This is a genomic window from Pectobacterium parvum (assembly GCF_020971565.1).
GTDB classification, from domain to species: domain Bacteria; phylum Pseudomonadota; class Gammaproteobacteria; order Enterobacterales; family Enterobacteriaceae; genus Pectobacterium; species Pectobacterium polare.
Genome location: NZ_CP087392.1, coordinates 2,166,353 through 2,184,251, shown reverse-complemented (window position 1 = coordinate 2,184,251; position 17,899 = coordinate 2,166,353). Strand labels below are relative to the sequence as shown.

The 17,899-nt window shown below is 41.6% G+C and carries 14 protein-coding genes and 2 pseudogenes; 2 read left to right on the top strand and 14 right to left on the bottom strand.

All coding sequences use genetic code 11. The annotated features are described in order from the left end of the window. Positions 1-7 precede the first annotated feature (7 nt). The 12 genes from LOZ86_RS09895 to LOZ86_RS09840 form a co-directional block, all read right to left on the bottom strand. Positions 8-1,116, bottom strand: a protein-coding gene (locus LOZ86_RS09895) for an IS3-like element ISEca11 family transposase (protein ID WP_103164902.1) whose coding sequence is annotated in 2 segments (ribosomal slippage) — positions 8-864 and positions 864-1,116 — 1,110 coding nt in all. Because the reading frame shifts where the segments join, the coding sequence is not laid out codon by codon here. A 114-nt stretch (positions 1,117-1,230) separates the two neighbouring features. After that, positions 1,231-1,428 (bottom strand): hypothetical protein, encoded by a 198-nt coding sequence (locus LOZ86_RS09890; protein WP_146043915.1) that lies wholly within the window; start codon positions 1,426-1,428, stop codon positions 1,231-1,233. 251 nt (positions 1,429-1,679) lie between these two features. Next, positions 1,680-2,525 (bottom strand): pantoate--beta-alanine ligase, encoded by an 846-nt coding sequence (locus LOZ86_RS09885; protein WP_103199486.1) that lies wholly within the window; start codon positions 2,523-2,525, stop codon positions 1,680-1,682. A 15-nt stretch (positions 2,526-2,540) separates the two neighbouring features. Further along, complete coding sequence (gene asnB / locus LOZ86_RS09880) at positions 2,541-4,439, bottom strand: asparagine synthase (glutamine-hydrolyzing) (protein WP_230243128.1); 1,899 nt, start codon at positions 4,437-4,439, stop codon at positions 2,541-2,543. Positions 4,440-4,445: 6 nt separating this feature from the next. After that, positions 4,446-5,762 carry a hypothetical protein gene (locus tag LOZ86_RS09875; protein WP_103199488.1) on the bottom strand — a complete coding sequence of 439 codons (1,317 nt, stop codon included), beginning with the start codon at positions 5,760-5,762 and terminating at the stop codon, positions 4,446-4,448. Then, positions 5,762-7,066, bottom strand: a complete 1,305-nt coding sequence (locus LOZ86_RS09870; protein WP_103199489.1) for a class-II aminoacyl-tRNA synthetase family protein — start codon at positions 7,064-7,066, stop codon at positions 5,762-5,764. Before LOZ86_RS09870 ends, LOZ86_RS09875 begins: the two co-directional genes overlap by 1 nt. Continuing rightward, complete coding sequence (locus tag LOZ86_RS09865) at positions 7,063-8,586, bottom strand: asparagine synthetase B family protein (RefSeq protein ID WP_230243125.1); 1,524 nt, start codon at positions 8,584-8,586, stop codon at positions 7,063-7,065. Before LOZ86_RS09865 ends, LOZ86_RS09870 begins: the two co-directional genes overlap by 4 nt. 68 nt (positions 8,587-8,654) lie before the next feature. Beyond that, positions 8,655-9,863 (bottom strand): hypothetical protein, encoded by a 1,209-nt coding sequence (locus tag LOZ86_RS09860; protein ID WP_230243118.1) that lies wholly within the window; start codon positions 9,861-9,863, stop codon positions 8,655-8,657. Positions 9,864-9,874: 11 nt separating this feature from the next. Further along, positions 9,875-10,303, bottom strand: coding sequence for a cupin domain-containing protein (locus LOZ86_RS09855; protein WP_230243117.1), 429 nt, complete (start codon positions 10,301-10,303; stop codon positions 9,875-9,877). Positions 10,304-10,314: 11 nt separating this feature from the next. After that, positions 10,315-10,710, bottom strand: coding sequence for an FAD synthase family protein (locus tag LOZ86_RS09850; RefSeq protein WP_103199493.1), 396 nt, complete (start codon positions 10,708-10,710; stop codon positions 10,315-10,317). Beyond that, entirely contained in the window at positions 10,707-11,408 is a 702-nt protein-coding gene (locus LOZ86_RS09845) for a CDP-alcohol phosphatidyltransferase family protein (RefSeq protein ID WP_103199494.1), read from the bottom strand. The genes LOZ86_RS09850 and LOZ86_RS09845 overlap by 4 nt, the downstream gene beginning before the upstream one ends. 23 nt (positions 11,409-11,431) lie before the next feature. Next, complete coding sequence (locus LOZ86_RS09840) at positions 11,432-12,550, bottom strand: MFS transporter (protein ID WP_103199495.1); 1,119 nt, start codon at positions 12,548-12,550, stop codon at positions 11,432-11,434. A gap of 228 nt (positions 12,551-12,778) precedes the next feature. Between LOZ86_RS09840 and LOZ86_RS09835 the strand changes: the two are divergent. After that, positions 12,779-13,540 (top strand): annotated as a pseudogene (locus LOZ86_RS09835) (IS5 family transposase); the annotation flags it as partial. A 252-nt stretch (positions 13,541-13,792) separates the two neighbouring features. On the opposite strand, the gene LOZ86_RS09830 reads toward LOZ86_RS09835, so the two are convergent. Continuing rightward, positions 13,793-15,015 (bottom strand): IS3 family transposase gene (locus tag LOZ86_RS09830; protein ID WP_230243115.1). Its coding sequence is split into 2 segments (ribosomal slippage): positions 13,793-14,682 and positions 14,682-15,015, totalling 1,224 coding nucleotides; the frame shifts between segments, so codons are not numbered across the junction. A gap of 273 nt (positions 15,016-15,288) precedes the next feature. Between LOZ86_RS09830 and LOZ86_RS09825 the strand changes: the two are divergent. Then, positions 15,289-16,233 (top strand): annotated as a pseudogene (locus LOZ86_RS09825) (omptin family outer membrane protease). Between the two features lie 421 nt (positions 16,234-16,654). Here the strand turns inward: LOZ86_RS09825 and LOZ86_RS09820 are convergent. Continuing rightward, positions 16,655-17,719: an MBL fold metallo-hydrolase gene (locus tag LOZ86_RS09820; RefSeq protein WP_230243114.1), complete on the bottom strand. Its 1,065-nt coding sequence runs from the start codon at positions 17,717-17,719 to the stop codon at positions 16,655-16,657. Between the last annotated feature and the right edge of the window lie 180 nt (positions 17,720-17,899).

The window sequence follows — 17,899 nt, the reverse complement described above, 5'->3', positions numbered from 1 at the left end:
CCGGTTTTTAGTACCACCGCCAATGAGGATCTCCGGCCAGTTTTTGCCGCGCATAGATAACAGGTGGCATATCACCCAGTGAGCTATGCGGGCGTTCTTCGTTATATTCTGTGCGCCAGTCCTCTGTGAGTTCACGCACTTCAGACAAGGTTCTGAACAGATACATATCGAGTATTTCTGTTCGTAGCGTTTTGTTAAATCGCTCGATAAATCCGTTCTGCATCGGCTTTCCGGGCTGAATAAAATCGAGTTTCACACCGTGGCGTTCTGCCCATTCGGCTAAGACTGCGGCGGTGAGCTCTGGCCCATTATCACTTCGTATAAAAGCCGGGTAGCCTCGTTCTGCGCTTAATCGTTCCAGAATTCGCACAACACGATGAGCCGGTATATTCAAATCAACATCGATGGCCAGCGCTTCCCGATTAAAGTCATCAACGACGTTAAATAACCTGAATCGCCGCCCGTCGCTCAAGGCATCACTCATAAAATCAACTGACCAACAGTGGTTCATTTTATGCGGTATAACTAACGGCTGTGGATGCCTGTTAGGTAAACGTTTTTTCCCTTTGCGCCGAAAGTTGAGTTTCAACAATCGATAGATCCGGTAAACCCGCTTTGCATTCCACAGTAACCCTGCCTGTCGTAACTTATTGAACATAAGTCCAAAACCATAGGCCGGATACTGATGCGCCAGTTTTTGTAGCGCCTCGACTACAGGCAGATCCCGCGCCGTATTCGGGCAATAATGCAACAGACTTCGACTGATACCGATAATCCGGCACCCGCGTCGTTCGCTGGCCTGATGTTCCGTCATAACATAATGCACCAGTTCACGCTTCTCAGGCACCGTTAAAGTTTTTTTGAAACAACATCCTTAAGAATTTCATGATCTAAGCTCAGGGATGCGTACATTTGCTTTAACCGGCGATTTTCCTCTTCCAACTCTTTCATCCGTTTGATATCAGAGGACTCCATGCCGCCGTATTTAGATTTCCAGTTGTAATAGCTGGCTTCCGACACACCGTTTTCACGGCACACATCCTTCACATGCCGACCACCTTCAACTTCTTTCAAAACCCGCAGGATCTGAGTCTCAGTGAAACGCGCTTTCTTCATGATGAGCCTCCATTGGTTGTATTTTAACCAGAGAACTCCATTAAGCGGTAAGACTAAATTTAGGGGGGACTACAATTCCATCACCCTCGAATTTATTTTCAGTGGGGGTGACAACTATCCTGACACTGAGGGGTCTGGCTGATGGCACACTGCCAGTATCTGTTGCTCTTCTTGCTCACTTAACTGGTTCACTGGGGAGGGCCTGACCGCGCTGACACGCTTGTCTTCCCACGACGTTTGCCAGCGTCGCCACGTCCGTTCACTTAATCCAGCTTCCGTCAGCGCTATTGACAGCCGAGCTCCTGACGCCATCGCTTCCCGCACGTAACCGATAAGTGCCTGCCGCTCTGTTCCGGGCGTCAGTCGTCCTCGTCGGTTTCCCCGTAAAAATCCCGCAACTGCTTTCGCAGCACCAGTATCGCCGCCGCCTCCGCCAGCGCTTTCCTTACGAACCAGTGCCTAATTAAGGTTCATTTTTTAAAAGTGCAATTTGTAAAAGAACACCAACAGTGATTGTTGGCGTTTAATTAAAATTATAAAGCATTCTTGAAAAATGACAGTACTTAAAACTCTCTAACCTTACTTTCGAGATAGAGTCCATCAAAATGATAAAGCGTGTCTTTTTGAATACATATATGAACAACCAATGGAAATGTTATCACCTTGAGGGGAGCGAAATCATTTGGCGATACAATTTGTACATACACTAGTCTAAATTTAGTTAAATTCCACTCCAAATACTTCGAGACATCTTCAATAATGAACTGAGAAATCATATTTTCAGTAAGTTTATTTTTTATTTTTTCAAGCTGCTGGTAAATCATCACGACATCATTTAAATGACATTGTTCAAGCCCCTTAAGCCTTGATGAGACAGGAATGCCATTCGGCAAACGGACGCAAGGAACCGGAACAATCTCAACGTCTAACAAGAAATCTTTAACAGCACGCTTTACTAAAAGATATTGTGCAATGTCTTTAGTTCCCCAGTAAGAACGGGTAGGACGAAAAAGATTTATCCACCGAAAGCTCATTGAAACCATACCTCGATATAACCCGGGTAATGCTAAGCAATCGAGTCTATGATACATATCCCCTTGATCAAGGAAAGTAGTAAAACCATCTGGGTACATTTGATCGCTATCACCAATGAATATAATACTTGCACCTGCTGACTGCGCCAACGCTATATCATCATCAATATTATAAACATATGGCTTATTTGGATTAAGTTGTAACTTGTTAGGATATATTGTAATTAAAGTGAAGTCATTTTCTTTACTTGAGCGTCTGATCAATTCAGCATGCCCTTCGTGGAGGGCACCAAGAGTATGAATACTTCCGAGAGTTCCTTTTTCCTTAATACTATTAACCATAGATACAGCATCAGATAAATTATATAAAATCATATTGTCATATCCATTCTAGGTTATATTAAAATGTTCAAATAGAATCAGGCATGATAAAACGCCTATTAGTGTTTGTTGTTCAATGATGTCTTTAAAGTATAATTTTGACTTCGGTTGTAAAATTTTTTCAATCAATAAATTGACGCCATTCTCGTCAAACATGTCATATGTTGAAATACTATTTTTAGCTAATAACTCCTGAAGTTCCTTTTTACAGAAAAAATTATTATTGTCTATGTTAAAAGCAAATTTCTTACGTTGATATATCGCTTTGGGTAAATTTCCTCTAGCAGCCCATTTTAATATCAACTTTTCTCTATATAGTCCCTTTTTCTTACTCTCAGGTAATGTAAGTAAAAATTCTGTCATTTTATTCGTTAAAAAGGGAGGCCTAACTTCAATGGCATGGGTCATAGAATTCTTATCTGCTCTCCAGAGTGTCCAAGCAACGAGACGAGATTTTATCTCAAACGCAATGAACCGATTGAACTCTCCTGATTCTGAATGCTGTTCCAAAATAGTCCTGGCTTGTCTTGTCAAATAAGCATCTTGTTTATTCCAAAAAGGAGGGGGGGGATCCTTGAGAACAACGGCACTGGCTTCTTCACTGAATGCCCATACCACAGACCAAGGTAACAACATACCCAGCCCTTCTTCTTGCTCTGAGTGAGTGTTAAGAAGTGAAATAAGTTTTTCCCCGTAGTCGGAAGGAAAGCCAAGATGCTTTAAATAACGTAGAAAAGACTGTTGCTCAGCATAATTAGTGAGTTTACGACGCATAGCCATCCCAACTGTAATAGCCTGGAAGTGATCATAACCACCAAGAAGTTCGTCAACTCCATCTCCAGTCAAGGCAACTTTACATCCCAAATCTTTAGCAGTAGCAGCAAGTAGCTGCATCGGAAAATCTAATGAAAAGATTTGAGGTTGCTCTAGAGCAATGACAACTTGTCGAAATTGGTCTGATCCAGAAGTATAATCACTTCTATTGAAAGTAGTTTCGATAGTTTCCGGACATACCTGATGTTGAAACTTACCCTCATCAAAATGATCATCGAAACGCAGACTAAGAGCCTTACCACCATGATCTTTAACTACATTATATATTAAAGATGAATCAATGCCGCCACTTAAGTAAATTGCGAATGGTACAGATGGTAACGTTTTTTCAGCTTCGTTTTTCAAAAGTGCATGCATGGTAGCGCCAGAAAATGAAGTTTCTTTTGATGCAACAAATTGAGGCTTCCAAAATTCGGTATGATTGTTTGATTTTTTATTTAAATTGATAAGGCGGGTAGTGGCCGCCGGGAAAATCATAACATCTTTAACAAGGGTGGAATCAGGTGGTAAATATCCCGTAATCAAAAACTGTCTTACAGCTTCACGATTGATTTTTCTATGACTTTCGGGAAGTAGCTCAACTATTGGTAAGATCGATGAGCAAAAATAAATATGATCATCATTTTCATAATAAACTAGCGGCTTAATGCCGAGACGGTCCCGCGCTATGAAAATGCTGTTATTGGCACTGTCAAATATAATAATGGCGAACATACCATCTAAGTCATTAACACAATCACCTTTCAACTCTTCATAAAGATGACATATAACTTCCGAGTCGCTTGCACTGTTGAGTTTATGCCCTCTTCCATCTAACATTTTAGAAATTTTTATATAATCATAAAACTCTCCATTAACTACAGCATATAATGTTAAATCTTCATTTTTTACTGGTTGTGCGCCACCCTCAATATCTACAATAGCTAGCCTTGTATGTCCGAGGAAAACGTACTCGTTACTCCAGTAATTAAATGAGTCAGGGCCACGAGAGTTCATTTTTCTTGTGGCATCTATGAATGGTTTGATATCTTCAAAAGGCTTAGACTTGCTTATTGCGACAAATAAACCGCACATATTCAATCACCTTAAACCAACTAAGAATTCTCGATTAAAATCGAATCCGACATTCCATGCAGAAAACACATTTTTTGGGAAATTCCGATTAATGTATGAATCTAAAGCCTCCACTATTTGCAAGAAATCATTGCCTCGAAGAGTAATACATAAAGCTCTATCTTTGATGGAGTATCTACCGGCTCGCTCAAGAAAGAAATTTTCTGGGCTAATATCTATAGATAGAGAATGAGCATGCTCTAGATAATTATCTGCAACATCTATAGTTGTGTCATTGTCAATCAGAGGGTAACGAACAGAAACAATAAAACGAGAAATTGAAATTGAATTCGAATGAAAAATTATGGAGCCATGCGAACCTATTATGGAGTTTTTTATACACTGGAGTAAAGGTGATTTCATAAGAGAAAGTATTGAAATCCATTCAGGATTGCCTGGCCTTACATTTATTTCAAGAAGCTGAAGGCCAGTATCAGTCAAGATTACTCCAAGATAAAGAACACCTGTATAAATTAATTGTTTTTTCTTCATACATTGGAATAAAGGCGCTACAATTTCTTCTTCGATCTTAACCAATAAAGGTAGTGGAAAGTTTGAGGCACAAATAGCCCCAAGACCATGGGTGTTAAGACCCTCACCATCAATATAGCGCTTTTTATAATCACGTACGGGAGGAATTAATGTATATCCTTCAGTGCTAATAAATAAATGAACAGAAAGCTCCGAACCACTTACAAATTCCTCAAGTAATATCCGTGATGTGGAGCCTTCAAGTTTTGCTTGAGTATCAATTGCTTTGATAGCTTCTTGTGCCTGTTCTACTGACTTGACAATGCATGTTCTGATATTGGCATCCTTCAGCATAAAATCGGATTTAACAACCCACCTAGATGAATTCTGCATTAGTTCAGGAAGCATTTTATTAAGGCTTTCAGAAATGTCAAACTCCCTAGATGACGGGGTTTTGATCCCAGCCTCATTAATGATTTTTTTACCAAATGCTTTACTTTTCTCTAACGGGATTGCTTGCTCTGAGGGGCCATAAATCCTCATGCCAACTTGATACAAGTCTTTCATGACTGGTGAGAATAAAATATTTGTATTAAATACAACTGCACAATCTATCGAATAATCAGAACATAACCCGATGAGTTCAGAATCTGACTTGACATAATGAACGTCAGTATCTTTAAAACAGCCAGATGGACTCATGTTATAAATAAAAAGAAAAACAGCATCCGTGTCCAAAATCGCTTCAGACTTTAACTTTCGAAAAGTAGAAAAATCCCGGGCATCGCCCGTTCCTATAATAGCAACATTCATTATCCCACCATAATGTTATTGACATAAGATTTTTTCATTATTTTATTTCTGGAGAAAATCTCTATATCCTTAAATTTTCTGACCAAATAAGAAAGGTCTATTTGTAGCCCCGTCTTGCATTCTATTATGCTAATATTCTTACTATCTACAAACACTTTATAAGGAACAGAACAGTCAACATTATAATATTCAGGTTCATCACAAACTGTATATTTAATTCTTAAATAAAAGGATTTCAGAGCAGAATTAATTATTTTAAGATAACTACTTGCATCTTGAGAATAAATCACTTCTATTTGCCAAGGAGCAAGCCATAGTGGTAATGGTTTTTTATAGGCCAAGAGTTGACCAGCATAAAGTGTCATCAATCCAGAACCAGTTATCTCGTTATGATGAATAATAATTGGATGCCGTCCATCTTTTATTTTTATATCGAACGATTCTCCATTCCTTTCATCAATTTGGATATTGAATAGCATCATCTCACCATATCCGCAGTCAACCATAAATCCTATTTTTGCTATATAGTAATGACTCTGATGTTCAATCAAGTCGATACAGCATAACTCCTTTTCATTCTGTGTGATTACATTTTTCAACCACGAATTTTGTGAATAATAATCTTTGGTTGTTTCAAGCCAAACAAAACGAGAATAAACACCAATAGAATCTAAAATACGATAATTCCTTTCGATGATGGATGCTAATGTTGAACATGCATCTTCCGGCAAAACGAAGGTATGAGCATCATAGAGTATAAACTGCTTCACACGAGTCAGTTTATTAAGTGCCCCCGATGGAAAATTACGTAACGCTGGAATACAGGTACGTATTCTTGTCCCTAAGATAGAGTCAGCTAAAATACGCCCGCTCAACCAGTTAAATAGATTAGGATCTGCAGCATAACTAAGTCGAGCCTCATCTTTTCCAACCACGTTAAAGACTTGTTTCGTTTTTTCAAATCGATCAGTTAAATTCACTAACGCATTATTAAGCTTGTAAACAACAGGAAGCTGACATTCGCTATCATCTGCGCCCATAAATTCTTCATTTATGATTCTAGCCGCGTCCTCGAAAATCATTCCCTTGGGTGTAGTAACCGTAAAACCTTTTGACATCTCATGTGCATCTATATAGCCATTTTCAATGCAAAAATTATAAAGCTCATTTTCCGTTATGGCAGAACAGGAGCTAACTTTGTTACGCCTTAAATTGAATCTTTGTAAAAGCTGTTCGCTTTCAACTTTCGAAGAAGTTCTAAAATCCTTTTTATCACGGAATTGATATTTATTATATTTAGTCATTTTACAATTTTCTTTGTATTAAGCTGGAGTCTGGTGGCACCATTGCCATACTGTTTGTATCCATATTCGCAGTACTTAAAGAAATTATAAACCTCCTCAATATCGTTTAGGTCAACGGAAAAATCACTTCCAATATCAGTAGCAATTTTTTGATGATAAGATCGTAGTTCCGGATAATCTTTATAAAACATTCTTATTGAATCATAATAGATACCATTTCCTGAATCATTATTACCTGCCCCTGCTCCTGCATTCATGCCTAATTTTGCTTTTGCGGCAATCCCGACAGCTATTCCATCTTCAGAATAGTGTTTCCTAAGAATCCATTTATCCTGTCCATTCCGTATGCGATATTCAGGAGGCAAGCTGAAAACAAAATCAACAACCTCCTTTTCCATATACGGCACCCTCACTTCAAGAGTAGTAAACATTGAGGCACGATCAGCCATTTGAAGGTATGTTTGATGAATATTCTTCAATGAGTCAAGTATTGCTTCATCAGAGTTCGATACATGTTTAAAATAATCATAGCCACCGAATATTTCATCAGCCCCTTCTCCACTAAAACACCATTTAAATCCATCCTGAACAACACGCTTACATAAAAAATGGTAACTAACCGCATTACGAACTAAAGCTGGCTCAAATGTTTCAGTCATACGCACTCCTTGTTCGAGGTAGAATTGCGTAATTTCCGATAACGATGGTATAACCACTTCATGCTTAATACCTAACTCATGAGTAAGTTGTTTGGCATGTAATAAATCCTCCGATGACTCAGGGTTTATGCTGAATGTATAAGCGACCACATCTCCTTTATAATACTTCGCTAGTATTTTCAATACAGAACTACTGTCCACACCACCACTAAGTAAGCATGCGATTTTTGAGGTACTTTCCGGTATCATTTTTAATACAGCACCAGACAGCACATCATCTAATTCATTAATTACCTGTTGTTCAGAAATATATTCAGCATTGCTTAAATCGAGGTAGGTTAGTTTAGGAGTGTAATAGGTTATAATATTTTCACCATCATAATAAGAACCTGGGACCAGAAGATTAACTTTCGAGCTATCTGAAACAGCAGTAATTCCTTTAATCTCAGAGCAAAAATAAATCGATTCACCAATGGTGGTATAATATAAAGGTTTAACTCCTAAGTAGTCTCTTATAAGTAAAAATTTTGATTCGGCATGGTCATATATAGCAATCGCGAACATTCCTTGTAACTTTTCGACAAATTCTTTCCCCCAGTGTACCCACGCAGCCAAACAAACCTCAGTATCACTTTCGGTTTTAAAATCATAATGAAAAGATAATTCCCTTCTCAATTCTTTATGATTGTAGATCTCACCATTCATGCAACATGAAAATCGACCATTTGACGTTATTACTGGCTGAACCCCGTAGCTTTCGTCAACAATCGCCAGACGGTTAGTACCCATACATACGCCAGACGTACATATGCTTTCATGGCTATATCTTATTTCACCGCGATGCTTGATAGTATTTAACATTAGATTTAGATCGTTATGACTTGCATCTCTTCCAATGACACCAGCTATTCCACACATATTGTTTACTCTCAGCAAAAAAAAATTTGGTTATTTTTTTCAGCTAAATCTCTAACTTGCTTATGAATACTGTCTAAATCGCAATTGTTCCTAATAACCTTCTCAATCATAATCCCAATAAGATTGGCCTCTTCAGAACAAAAACCACGACGTGCAATTTCGCTAACGCCTATTCGAAATCCGTAGCCATCTGTAAAAGGTACTTTGATCAAGTTAAGATTTAGTCCGACCTTTTCGAGTCGCGCAAAAGCTGACTCAGCCTCTTCCCGGCTTCCTATGCGCAATATAAGCTGATGAGAAGAACTGTATATCCCCCCTAGAGATCTAGGTTTCATAGATACACTATCGAGACCTTGTGCTAATGCTAAAATCAAATTGTTAATCGCCGCAACATAGGAAACACCATGCTTCTGGTGTTCTTGAAGAGCCAATCCAAGTGCCGCAACATGGTGCAGATGGATATTGGAGACGTATTCGGGAAGCACTGCAGTATGAATTTTCTCATACAATGTGTCACGTCGCTTGAAAATGATTATGCCTTTTTGAGGGCCCCATAAAGATTTATGCGTGCTACCATGGATAAGATCAGCACCTTCGTTAAGTGGCGACTGGAAGCCTTTACCTGCTATCAAACCAAATACATGTGAAGCGTCATATGAAATAATGACATCTGGACCAACCGCAGCACGTAGTCCCTTCACGTCATAGGGATGTGTTAACATGCTTGAATCTAAAAAGACAAGCTTAGGTTTTTCAATGTTTACCCTACGCATTATAGCCTTAAGGTCTATGCATTCTTTAATACGATCATATGGTAAGTCACGGAGAACGATGTTGTGTTTTTCACATATAACTTTAGTCGCGAAATGTCCACCACAGTCAGCAGGTACAGACCACACTGTTTCGCCTGGTTTAACCAAGGTAGAAATAATTATATGGGCGACCTGATTACCCGAAAGCGGTCGAATATCAGCTGCTGAACCGTTGTATAACTCACAGGCAAGGTCCTGTGTAATCTTATATATTTGTCTAGGCTCTATCTGATCAGGATAGTCCCATATCGCCTCAGGTCTCTCCCCTTTAGGAGGAATACAGTAACGATGGTTTAAGTCAGAACCGATAACCTTAGTTACTAAAGGTGATGTCACATTTTCACTAGCAACCAAGTTTATCTTGTAGCGTTTATTATCTATGTAATCACTAATTAATTTATTTAACATCGTCTACTCTCTTAGTTGCTATGTATTCTGTATTTCTGGGCTGTTTCATCACGATAAGGAACAGGTGTCATTCTACTTTTACTATCAACATCAAAATGTGCATTCCCAACGGCTATCATCAGCAAATCTGTCTCTGCCTTTATTGCATGATCAATTTCACCTTCAATTAAGTAACAGATTCCCGGCTCTAATTTTTTAGCTTCACCGGCATACACCACATAGCCACTGCCAGACAAAACGAATAAAATATGGTCTCCATCATGGATGTGATTGCCTACACCTTTTCCAGCTTCGAAACGAATAAGATCGGCACCGAATTGATCATGTTTAACCAAAGGTATCCCTGTACCAAAACTGTTTGCCATTCTAAATTTTTTTTCACTGTCATCAAAAACAAGCTTACCGTCAATATATTCCGCAAATGCATTACTTTTAAGCATTTTTTATTCCTTCATAGAATGTTGGATAATTTCGCTTTGATTAAGGTGCTTGAGATGCCGGGGGTTCTTGGTAGATAAATCACTTCGCAGACCTGTGAGCAATCATCAAATCGCCCCCTCCAGTCATCCCCCATTACCAATAAATCAGCTTTATAATTAACAATATATTCACTTTTAAGCTCTAGAGATTCTTCAAGGAACACTTCGTCTACACAATACAACGCCTTGATAATCGCCAGCCTCTCATTTTGAGGTATTGCAGGAAGTTCCTTTCCTTTTACAATATTTAACTCATCCGCAGACACTCCAACCACTAAACGCCCCCCAAGCTTAGAAGCCCTTTCTATAATATTGAGGTGACCAACATGAAAAAGATCAAAGGTCCCAAATGTTATGACTGTTTTCATGCAGTCACCTTCAAGTTATATCGAAAAATAAAAATATTTACGTATGAAACAATTAATAAAATCACAGGAGTTAATATTAGACAGGTTATATTTCCTATATAGAATAAAACCATCAATAATGGCCATACAATAAAGTACTCTGGTTTTTTGAATCGAATAAATGGTAACGGCACTTGTAATGACATTATAGAAAGTAAACAACACACCCAGCCTAAGGTTTCATATTGACTGCGGGTGATCAACTGCAAACCGCATGTGAAAATAATCGTAGCTATAGGGAGTGACATTCCAATTGTATAACGTGGCTGCCAAAGTGAACTTCGATTTATTTTCCAACGTTCAGAAAATAAGGGGTCCAAAAAACATGTTATACGTAATGTGATTGACATAATAAATAAAATACCCAGTGATATATAAAGCCAGAAATTTGAGCCTTCATAATCCAAGCCATAAAAAATCAGGATCGTGCCAGGTACTACCCCATAAGCCACGTAATCGACCAAGCGGTCGATATCATCGCCAGCTTTAGATGTGACTTTTAGTTTTCTAGCTAGTGGGCCATCAACGGCGTCAGTAAACCATGCCAAGCATAATATAAGTCCATATACGGATGGATACTCAATATACCGTATTGCAAAGATGCTTATAACTGCGATAAAAAGCGTAAGAACATTCACTACAAAATATTTTATTAACATATATTGTCTCGAGATATTGAACCTTAAGCTCTCATATTTCCTTTTTGTTGAAGTACAATGAGAACTATCGCTATAAATGTCAGTGCACCAGCCATTGCAAACGCTTGAGATAATGATAAGAATGAAGCTATAAAAACCAATAAAGCCTGTAAACCACCATAGCTCACAGCGTCATATAGTGTCACCGCGTGAACAATTTCTTCTTCTGTTTCTTTCTTTCTCCATATCATTGATAAAGTATATTGCATCAACGCTATCGTAAACCCTTGCAACGCTTGACAGACCAATATCAAAATTATGCTTTCGAAACAACTAATTCCAAGCCATCTAATAGTTGCCGCCATCAAACAAATTATAATCAAATGAATTTCCTTTAACTTCAACTTGAAAGCAGACAAATAATAAAATGCAAGTATTTCGCAGATAATCCCGCACATCCAAACATATGAAATTATAGTTATACTGAAGCCTTTACTGACCCATAGTAATGTTGCATATGCGTAAAAAACCCCATGTGTTGCTTGACATATAGCCGCACCTACAACGGTCATATCTTTAAATATAGTTAAAGAAACAGGTTGTAGTTTTTCCTTCTTTTTCGGTACTGATGAATTCTTGCCACCTATGAAAAAAATTGATGATATGAGCATATAAGATAAGGATGCAACAAGTGGCACGACAACCAAACCTGTTTGTTCTATAATCCTTTGAGAAAGCATAATAGCAATAAGAAATGAAATTGACCCCCATATTCTTAATGTACTATAGTTTTGCCCACTTTGCTTAACCCATGAAATTATCTGCGCATCACCTAAAGGCCGAATAGGCAGGCTAACAATATTTGCCAGCATAAAAAAGAGAATTATAGCTGGCTTTACACTATAGGCTACCAACAAAAATAAAATAGCCGAAATTAATGCCAGGGCACTGAGCGTTTTATATGCAAGATAATGTTTCGTTGCAAACCATCCTACAAGTGGGTTGACTAACAGTCGACTTAAAATCGCGACCGAAGATATAATACCAAACTGGTTTAGGCTAAATCCTTTCTCTGTAATAAAGAGTGGCATAAATCCTAATAACATGCCTGACTGGAAGTAGAGGAGGAAATAAAATGTGTATGCTACCCAGCGTTGTGTCATAGTTTCCTTACTCCAGATTGACGTATGCTAATGCGCTACCGTAAAAAATAGACATCTTTTGTTTCAAAAACATGACAAATTAGCTTCCTAATTGTTAAACATCATTTAATGTTTAATCATTGTTTATATTCTCTATTTCCCAGCGTCAAACGCACTAACTATCTGATAAAATTATAATTATTCATAATCGGCCATCGGCTTTGTTGAATAAATCGAACTTTTGCTGAGTTGAAGAATCAGATCACGCACTCTCCCGACAACACAGACCGTTCCGTGACAAAGCAAAAGTTCAGAATCACCAACTGGAAGACCTACAACAAAGCCCTCATCAACCGTGGCTCCCTCACTTTATGGCTGGACGATGAGGCGATTCAGGCCTGGTATGAGTCAGCAACGCCTTCATCCCGCGGAAGACCTCAGCGCTATTCAGATCTTGCCATCACGACTGTCCTGGTGATTAAACGTCTATTCCGGCTGACCCTGCGGGCTGCGCAGGGTTTTATTGATTCTATTTTTGCCATGATGAACGTTCCGTTGCGTTGTCCGGATTACACCAGTGTCAGTAAGCGGGCAAAGTCGGTTCATGTCAGTTTCAAAACGCCCACCCGGGGTGAGATTGCCCATCTGGTGATTGATTCCACCGGGCTTAAGGTCTTCGGTGAAGGCGAGTGGAAAGTCAAAAAACACGGCAAAGAGCGCCGTCGTATCTGGCGAAAGCTGCATCTGGCCGTTGACAGCAAAACACATGAGGTCATCTGTGCCGACCTGTCGCTAAACAACGTCACGGACTCAGAGGCTTTCCCCGGATTAATCCGGCAGACCCACCGAAAAATCAGGTCAGCCGCTGCAGATGGTGCTTACGACACCCGGTTATGTCACGATGAACTGCGGCGTAAGAAAATCAGTGCTCTCATCCCGCCGAGAAAAGGCGCAGGTTACTGGCCCGGAGAGTACAGAGATCGTCATCGTGCAGTAGCGAATCAGCGTCTAATTTGCTTCGGTTGTCTCATGGGATCGCAATACATCGCATGAAGACCAACACGCCCCATAAAATCCACGCAATTGCTTTTCATGGCGCCTCAGGTTATCTCATGACAGCGCAGTCAAAAATGAGTACTGGCATGAGTACAATCAGTTCCCATCTTCATTTTAAGGACGCAGGCACGGCCTGCCGAAATCACCAAAGCGAAATGGTCAGAGTTCAATCTCTGGAGTTGCCCCTACTAAAACGGACACGGCTAATTAACAGCTAACATGGCATCGCGATATTCGCGTGGGGGATTTCATATTCAGCCCCTTGTGCGGATGCAGGTTATTATAGTCCTCCATCCATTCTGCCATTTTTTCCATCACTGATACTGCATCCGGCAGGTCATTTACGTAGACGTAATCCCGCTTGAACGTCTTGACGAACGATTCTGCCATGCCGTTGCTTTCCGGGCTACGTACTGGGGTGGTACACACGATGAACCCCAGTGAACTGGCGAACGTACGCGTGGCATCGGCTATGTAGCAACTGCCGTTATCAGTCAGCCATTCTACTGCATGTGGAACCATCAGTGCGTTACCGAACCGCTTCTCCAGACTTTCTGTCAGCAGATCCTGTACCATTACACTGCTGATACCCCCTGTGGTGGCACTCCAGCCGATAACCTCTCGGTCACAGCAGTCTAGGCTGAACACCACTCGTACTACTTCACGGTTCCAGCAGCGGATTTCAAAGCCGTCAGAGCACCACCGGGTATCCGGTTTCAGTGTGATCACACTACCGATATGGTTGCGGTGTTTTTTCTCATGACCCGATTTTGCCAGCAGCAGGTTATGGTGTTTCATGATCCGGTATATCCGCTTTGGATTTACCCGGCGACCGCCTTCCTTTAACCTGCGATTCAGATGTGCGGTGACCCTGCGATAGCCATTTGTCGAGCGCTGGCTGCATATCTGTCTGATTGATGGCAATAATTCCTCATCCGCTTCTTTGCTGTAACGCGCCATACGGGGCAGTCGCTGCCCACTCAGGCGTTCATAAAGATTAGATCGTGATACCTGCAGTACCTGTGTTATCCGGATTAGGGGATATCGTCCGGTGGCAGCAATGGCATGCGCGATATCAACTTTTTTGACTGCGCTATCTCCAGCGCATCGCGGAGGATTTCGGCTTCCATTGTTTTACGTCCCAGCATCTGCTCAAGCTGTTTTACCTTTTTTTCCAGTGCCTTAACTTCAGCAACACTGACAACGTCATCGCCAGCAGCGATCGCAGATTGGCCACCTTCGTTCATAAGTCGTTTCCATTTAAAAAGTAGACTGGGTGTAATGCCATATTGCCGGGCAACCAGAGAAATGGAATAGCCGGGTTGCATGGACAGCGCAACAAAACGGGACTTTTCTTCGGCAGTATAACGGCGTCGCTTCTGCTCGCCAGTGATCACTTCGATTCTTTGCACAAGACACTCCTTAAACATAGGTCTATGCCTATGTCTTATTGATGAAGTGTCCGGTTTAAATGGGGGCTACTACAATCTCGATAATGCACGATCGACCAATTACCTGCCGATAGTCACGGGGGCTGACGCTTATAGTTGAGCGAAAGGAATATTACGAAGTACAGAATAGTGCAATTCAAATTCATCTGGTTCTAAATATAACCTAAACCACAATTGGTTAGCAGTTGACTCGAAAAGTGGTTACGAGAATAAAATTAAAGCACATTAATTAATGTATAAGGATAGATATTAATGAGGTTTTCAATTCTGGCTCTAACCATTGCCGTGTCTATTCCTTTTGCTGCCATGGCGGATGCGAGAAATCATTTTTTTACCCCCGAAAGTGTTAACGGTGAAATTGGTTTGGGTAGCCTGAGTGGCAAGACCAAGGAACAGGTTTACGACCCAGATTCTGCCGGACATAAGAACAGCCAACTAAACTGGAAATACAGTAATGCCGCAATCATTAAAGGTTCTCTTGACTGGGGTTTAACTCCATTGATATCGATCGGCGCTTCAGGCTGAACAACTCTCTCCAGCCGTGGTGGCTATATGGATGACACTGACTGGCTGGACGAAAGCCAGGAAGGATGGACGGATCAGAGTAAGCATTCTGATACCCGCTTAAACTACGCAAACGAATTTGATTTCAACGTAAAAGGGTGGGTACTAAACGAACCTGATTATCGTTTCGGCGTGATGGCTGGCTATCAGGAGAGTCGCTACAGCTTCAAGGCTTCTGGAGGATCCTACCACTATACTAATGAGAATACGGGCTTACCTGATATTGGCTCTTTCCCTGCCGAGACAGTAGTAATCGGCTACAAGCAGCGCTTTAAAATGCCGTATATCGGCCTTGTGGGTAGCTACCGTTATGAACGTTTCGAGTTCGGTGGCAGCTTTAAATATAGTGGATGGGTACGCGCATCTGACAACGATGAACACTACCTAACAAATACAACCTTCAGAGCAAATATTAAGAACCAGAATTTTTACTCTCTTGCCGCGAACGCTGGTTATTACTTAACGCCCAATGCAAAAGTTTATGTGGAGGGATCCTGGAACCGCATAAACAACAAAAAAGGCAGTTTGTCTGCCAATGATTACAGCACTGGCGAGATAAATAGCGCAGTGAATAGCAGCGCTATTGAGAGCTATAATTTTATGACAACAGTCGGCCTGAGGTACTCTTTTTAAATTCAGTTAGCCGGATCATTTATCTGATTTCCTCAGTTCGTATATTCTGAGTAGGGGGACGCCGGACGAATGGCTCCGCGCCGAAGTTTTCAGCAACATGCTCATGGGCGGCGAGTAAAGCGCTAATGATGGCGATAGCGACACCGTCAACGGAGACCCGCACGGTATTGAAAAATCTCCGTTGCCATTCCGACCCGCTCAGGCGTTACCACGTTGACAGCCAACGCGTCCATAAGCCCCCACGATCGTTTAGTGGATGTTATTGGTGATGGTACGCACCGGAACCCTGGCGGATTCAGGGCTCAAGCGCCGTCAGATGGGCACGTTCCGCCGTGTGCTGGTCGGTGCGCCAGAATATTTTAAGGAACACGAATAGCGCTCCGTGGCGGAGGGGCACAAGCTTAACTCTCGTTCCGCCCCGCTACCACCACTGACTAAACGTCTGCTGCGGATTATCAACCTGAACGCGTTCACCAATGCGGGGCGTCATCAGTCGCCAGTCTTGGTTTTCGCTGGCTTGCGCAATACGTTCCAGCGGATCGTTCCAGCGATGGTGCGCCAGCTTAAATTTGCTGTTATGACTCGGCAATACCGCTTTGGCCTGCAAATCACTGGCTGCCTGTGCGCTCTCTTCCGGTGTCATATGCACGTATGGCCAGTCCCGATCGTATTGCCCACATTCCAGTATCGCGATATCGAATCCGCCCAGACGCTCAGCGATCGCTTTGTAATGCGCGCCATAGCCGCTATCCCCGCCGAGATACAGACGATACTGTGGCGTAATCAGCGCAAATGAGCCCCACAGCGTTTGGTTATGTTTGAGGAGTCGGCCAGAAAAATGCTGTGTCGGAAGCACATGGATGTCGACCCCGTTCTCTTTCAGGCAACTGAACCAGCCGCCTTCCGTAATATCTTTCTGCGGGAAACCCCATTTTACAAAATAGGAACCTACGCCCGTTGGCGTGACGATGCGGCGGATTTTTCCGCGTAGCGCATTCAGCGTGGGATAATCCAGATGATCCCAGTGATCGTGGGTGATCAGCAGATAGTCGATGGTGGGAACATCGTCCGGTGAATACACATTGCTGCCCTTGAAGGCGACATTGGTGCGCGGCACTGGCGAGGCGTTGTCGCTAAATACCGGATCCAGCAGGAACGTTTTCCCTTCCAGCTGAATGAAATAGCTGGAATGTCCCATCCAGATGATGACGTTATCCGTTTTACTCAACTGGTGCAGATCGGTCTTTTCCGACGGCAGGCGAGTATCTGGCAACGCGCCAGCGTCTTTCTCGAAAAGAAAGCGGTACAGCAGCGCGAATCGGTTCGGGCTATCGACCGTCGGGCGAGCCACTGGGTTATGAAACGCGCCATCGCGAAAGAGTGGGTTTTCCGGCTGGGGCTTGACCTCTGGTGATACATACTGCGGCTGTTTTAACCAACCGTAAACGGCGACTACAATCACAGCCAAAACGAGTAACAAAAGCATAGCGTTTATCCGGTGTCGTTTCGTGATGAATATATTTCGTCATGAATGTCGTTTCGTCATGCCTGATTTCAGGCATCGGCCCTTGGGCACCGGCAGTTATGCACGAACGCTGAGAATCTGGCAAGGGAGAACCGGGGGATTTTTGGTGCAAAAAAAGCGAAGGTGTTCGCCTTCGCTCAG